The sequence below is a fragment of the Streptomyces sp. NTH33 genome, assembly GCF_003236365.1.
GTDB lineage: Bacteria > Actinomycetota > Actinomycetes > Streptomycetales > Streptomycetaceae > Streptomyces.
The window spans coordinates 1-4,353 of the sequence record NZ_POTZ01000534.1; the positions used below are offsets into that span (position 1 = coordinate 1).

A 4,353-nucleotide genomic window follows, 5' to 3' on the forward strand; every position below is an offset into this window, starting at 1 on the left:
CCTCCCGCCCCCGCCCGTGAACTCACCGCCGTCTCCGCCGACGGCGCCCGGCTGCACGTCGAGGTCCACGGGACCGTGGACGACCCCGACGCCCCGGCCGTCGTCCTCGCCCACGGCTGGACCTGCTCCACCGCCTTCTGGGCCGCGCAGATCCGGGACCTGGCCGCCGACCACCGGGTCATCGCCTACGACCAGCGCGGCCACGGACGCAGCCCGGCGAGCCGCGCGTGCAGTACGGACGCGCTCGCCGACGACCTCCAGGCCGTGCTCGCCGCGACCCTCGCGCCCGGGGAGAAGGCGGTGATCGCCGGTCACTCGATGGGCGGGATGACGGTCATGGCCGCGTCCGGCCGGGCCGGCTTCCGGGAGCACGCGGCGGCCGTCCTGCTGTGCAGCACGGGCAGTTCACGGCTGGTCGCCGAGGCAACCGTCGTACCGATCCGGGCCGGACGGCTGCGGACCCGGCTGACCCGGCACGTCCTCGGCTCCCGGGCGCCGCTCGGACCGGTCACGCCGCTCGCCCTGCGCATCCTCAAGTACGCGACGATGGGCCCCGGTGCGGCGCCGCACATGGTCGAGGCGTGCGCGCGGATCGTGCACGCCTGCCCGCGCCGGGTGCGCCACGCCTGGTCGCAGGTGCTGAACCTGCTCGACCTCGACCACGGGGTAAGGGAGTTGGACGTGCCGACGGCGGTCGTCGTGGGCACGGCCGACCGGCTGACCCCGCCCGTGCACGCGCGGGCGCTGGCCGGGGCGCTGCCGCGGTGCGTGGGCCTGACCGAGCTGCCCGGGCTCGGCCACATGACGCCGGTGGAGGCGCCCGAGCTGGTCACCGGCAAGATCCGGGAGCTCGTCACCGCCCACGTACGCGCACGCGAGAACGACAACGACGACACGCGGATCGACGACGCACGGATCGACGACGCACGGATCGACGACGCACGGATCGACGACGCACGGATCGACGACACGCGGATCGACGACGCACGGACCAGGGAGGGCGCATGAGCAAGGTGAGCCTGGAGGGGCAGGTCGCGGTCGTCACGGGGGCCGCGCGGGGCGTCGGCGAGCTGCTCGCGCGCAAGCTGTCCGCGCGCGGCGCGAGGATCGCGCTGGTCGGGCTGGAGCCGGACGCGCTCAAGCAGGTCGGTGAGCGGCTGCACGGCGACAGCGCCCACTGGCACGCCGACGTCACCGACCACGAGGCGATGACCCGGGTCGCGGCGGAGGTCAGGGAGCGGTTCGGCAGGGTCGACATCGTGGTCGCCAACGCCGGTGTGGCGAGCGGCGGTCCGTTCACCGAGTCCGATCCGGAGTCCTGGCGGCGGGTGATCGAGGTCAACCTCATCGGATCGGCGGTCACCGGGCGGGCGTTCCTGCCGGCGCTCACCGAGAGCCGGGGCTATCTGCTGCAGATCGCCTCGCTCGCCGCGATCACCCCGGCGCCGATGATGACGGCGTACTGCGCCTCCAAGTCCGGTGTGGAGGCGTACGCGCACAGCCTGCGGGCCGAAGTCGGCCACAAGGGCGTGCGGGTGGGCGTCGCGTATCTGTCGTGGACCGACACCGACATGGTGCGCGGGGCCGATCAGGACGGCGTCATGCGGGAGTTGAGGCAGCGGTTGCCGTGGCCGGCGAACAAGACCTACCCGCTGGGGCCGGCGGTGGACCGGATCGTGGCCGGGATCGAGCGGCGCGCCGTCCATGTGTACGGGCAGTGGTGGCTGCGGGGGATGCAGGGCGTGCGGGGTTACCTGCCGGGGATCATCGGGACCGTGGGGCAGCGGGAGATGCGGCGGTTCGCGGACCGGCTGACGGGCGTGCGGACCGGACTGGTGGGCGCGGGCGGCGCGGCCGACGAGCAGCACCGGACGGCCTCAACTACCCAGCGTCACTGATCGACATGCGCAGGGTCACCGCCCGTGTGAATCTGGTCGAGGCCGATCCCCTCGCCCACGGGGGGATCATCCTCACCCATACGGGAGTGAACAGCATGGGCATGAAGGACAAGTCCCAGGAGCAGGCCGAGCAGGCGCGGCGGCAGGGCAAGGAGAAGCTCGGCGAGGCCCGGGAGAAGGCGGGTCAGCGCGCCCCCCAGGAGCGTGACCGTGCCCGGCAGGGCATGGAGGGTACGCGCGACGAGACGGAGGACCGCTTCGACCAGGACTACGACAGGTAGTCATTGTTGTCGCCGCGCTCGGCTTCGGCCGTAACCGCGTGGGGTGCCCCGTGCGTCGGGGCACCCCACGCTTGTCGGCGACAACCCCGCGCCCGTGGACAGGGGGCTCAGGGACGCGGGGGCAGCTTCGGCCGCGAGCGGTCGGGTACGTCGCTGTAGTCGGGCGGGGTCGCCGCCGGGTTGGCCGCCAGAAGTTCCAGGGCCAGTTCGATGGCGTCGTCCATCTCGACGTGGCGGCCCTCGGCCCAGTCCAGGGGGGTGCGCAGACTCTCTACGTCGGGGGCGACGCCGTGGTTCTCGACGGACCAGCCGTAGGCGTCGAACCAGGCCGCGTTCATCGGCACCGTGATGATCGTGCCGTCGCCGAGGCGGTGCCGGCCGGTCATGCCGACCACGCCGCCCCAGGTGCGCTGACCGACCACCGGGCCCAGCTTCAGCAGCCTGAAGGCCGCGGTGATCATGTCGCCGTCGGAGGAGGTCGCCTCGTCGGCGAGGGCCACGATCGGGCCGCGGGGCGCGTCCGAGGTGTACGACACCGGCTGGGCGCCCCGGGTCAGGTCCCAGCCGAGGATGGTCCGGGTCAGCTTCTCGACGACCAGTTCGCTGATGTGGCCGCCGGCGTTGCCGCGGACGTCGACGATCAGCGCGGGCCGGGACACCTCCATGCGCAGGTCCCGGTTGAACTGGGCCCAGCCGGAGCCGCCCATGTCGGGGATGTGCAGGTAGCCGCAGCGGCCGCCGCTCAACTCCCTCACGACGGCCCGTCGTTTGGCCACCCAGTCCTGGTAGCGCAGCGGACGCTCGTCGACCAGGGGGACGATGGCGACCCGGCGCGGCGGCCCGCCCTCCGCGGGCTCGAACGTCAGCTCCACCGTCGTACCGCCCGAACCGGCCAGCAGCGGATACGGGCCCGCCACCGGGTCCACCGGGCGGCCGTCCACGTGGGTCAGGACCGCGCCCTCGCGGATGCCGGTGCCGGCCAGCGGGGAGCGGGCCCTGGAGTCGGAGGAGTCGCCGGGCAGGATCCGTTTGACGGTCCAACGGCCTTCCCGGCAGAACAGGTTGGCGCCGAGCAGGCCCTGCGGGCGCTGGTAGTGCGCGGGGCCCTCGTTGCGGCGGGCGGCGGCGACGTAGGCGTGGAAGGTGCCCAGCTCGCCGAGCACTTCGCGCAGCAGGTCGGCGAACTCGTCGGGGGACGCGACGCGTTCGACCAGCGGGCGGTACTGGGCGAGCACCCCGTCCCAGTCGATGCCGCACATCTCCGGCTCCCAGAAGTAGGCCCGGATCAGCCGGCCCGCCTCCTCGTACGACTGGCGCCACTCGGCGGGCGGGTCCACCACGTGCAGGATCCGGCGCAGGTCGATCCAGGTCGTGGTGTCGCTGTCGCCGATCTCCGTGGACGGCACCGCGCGCAGGTCGCCCCCGTCGGCGACGACGAGCCGGGTGCCGTCGCCGCTGACCGCGAAGAAGTCGAGGTGGCCGACGAGTTCGTACTTCTTCGCCCTGCTGAGGTTGAAGTGCTCCAGCGTCGGCCGGCCGGAGATGTCGTCCGGGTTGACGAACGTCTCGCCCAGCGCGCCGGAGATCGGCCAGCGCAGCCAGACCAGGCCGCCGCCGGCGACCGGGCACAGCGCGGAGTACTTGGAGGCGATGACCGGGAACGGCGTGACCCGGTTCTCCAGGCCCTCGACCTCCACGGTCACCGCGCCGGTCTCGCCGGTCTCCTCCTCCTCGACGGGGTCCAGACCGCCGGCGGCCGGCCGGCCCTCGGGGTTCAGCGCGAACGGGGAGGGGGTCGCGGAGGACAGCGGGACCAGGTACGGCTTGCAGCCGAGCGGGAAGGACAGGTCCCCGGTGTGCACGTCGTACACCGGGTCGAAGCCGCGCCACGACAGGAAGGCCAGATACCGGCCGTCCCGCGTGAACACCGGATTCTCGTCCTCGAACCGGCCGTCGGTCACGTCGACGGTCAGCCGGTCCTTGATCCGGGCCATCCTGATCTGCCGCAAGGTCCGCCCCACCCCGGGCTGCGACCAGGTCAGCCACGCTCCGTCCGGCGAGAACGCGAGATCCCGCACGGGGCCGTTGACGGACCGCACCAGCTCGGTGAGACCGCCGGGCGGCTCCGCCGCGTCACCGGCGGAGGCACCCGTGGTCCCGGGGGTGCCGGAGGC

At 73.3% G+C, this 4,353-nt stretch carries 4 protein-coding genes; 3 read left to right on the top strand and 1 reads right to left on the bottom strand.

The genetic code is table 11. From position 1 onward, the window contains the following. The 3 genes from C1I97_RS32280 to C1I97_RS32290 form a co-directional block, all read left to right on the top strand. Positions 1 to 1,008: alpha/beta fold hydrolase (locus tag C1I97_RS32280; protein WP_111006591.1), on the top strand; the 1,008-nt coding region annotated here is incomplete at its 5' end. Then, a complete protein-coding gene (locus C1I97_RS32285) occupies positions 1,005 to 1,898 on the top strand; it encodes an SDR family oxidoreductase (protein WP_111006592.1) in 894 nt (297 codons plus the stop codon). The genes C1I97_RS32280 and C1I97_RS32285, both read left to right, overlap by 4 nt. 5 nt (positions 1,899 to 1,903) lie before the next feature. After that, on the top strand, positions 1,904 to 2,179 hold the full coding sequence (locus C1I97_RS32290; RefSeq protein ID WP_258382837.1) for a hypothetical protein: 276 nt from the start codon (positions 1,904 to 1,906) through the stop codon (positions 2,177 to 2,179). A gap of 107 nt (positions 2,180 to 2,286) precedes the next feature. On the opposite strand, the gene C1I97_RS32295 is transcribed toward C1I97_RS32290, so the two are convergent. Beyond that, a partial coding sequence (locus C1I97_RS32295; protein WP_181447007.1) for a S41 family peptidase occupies positions 2,287 to 4,353 on the bottom strand: 2,067 nt, incomplete at its 5' end.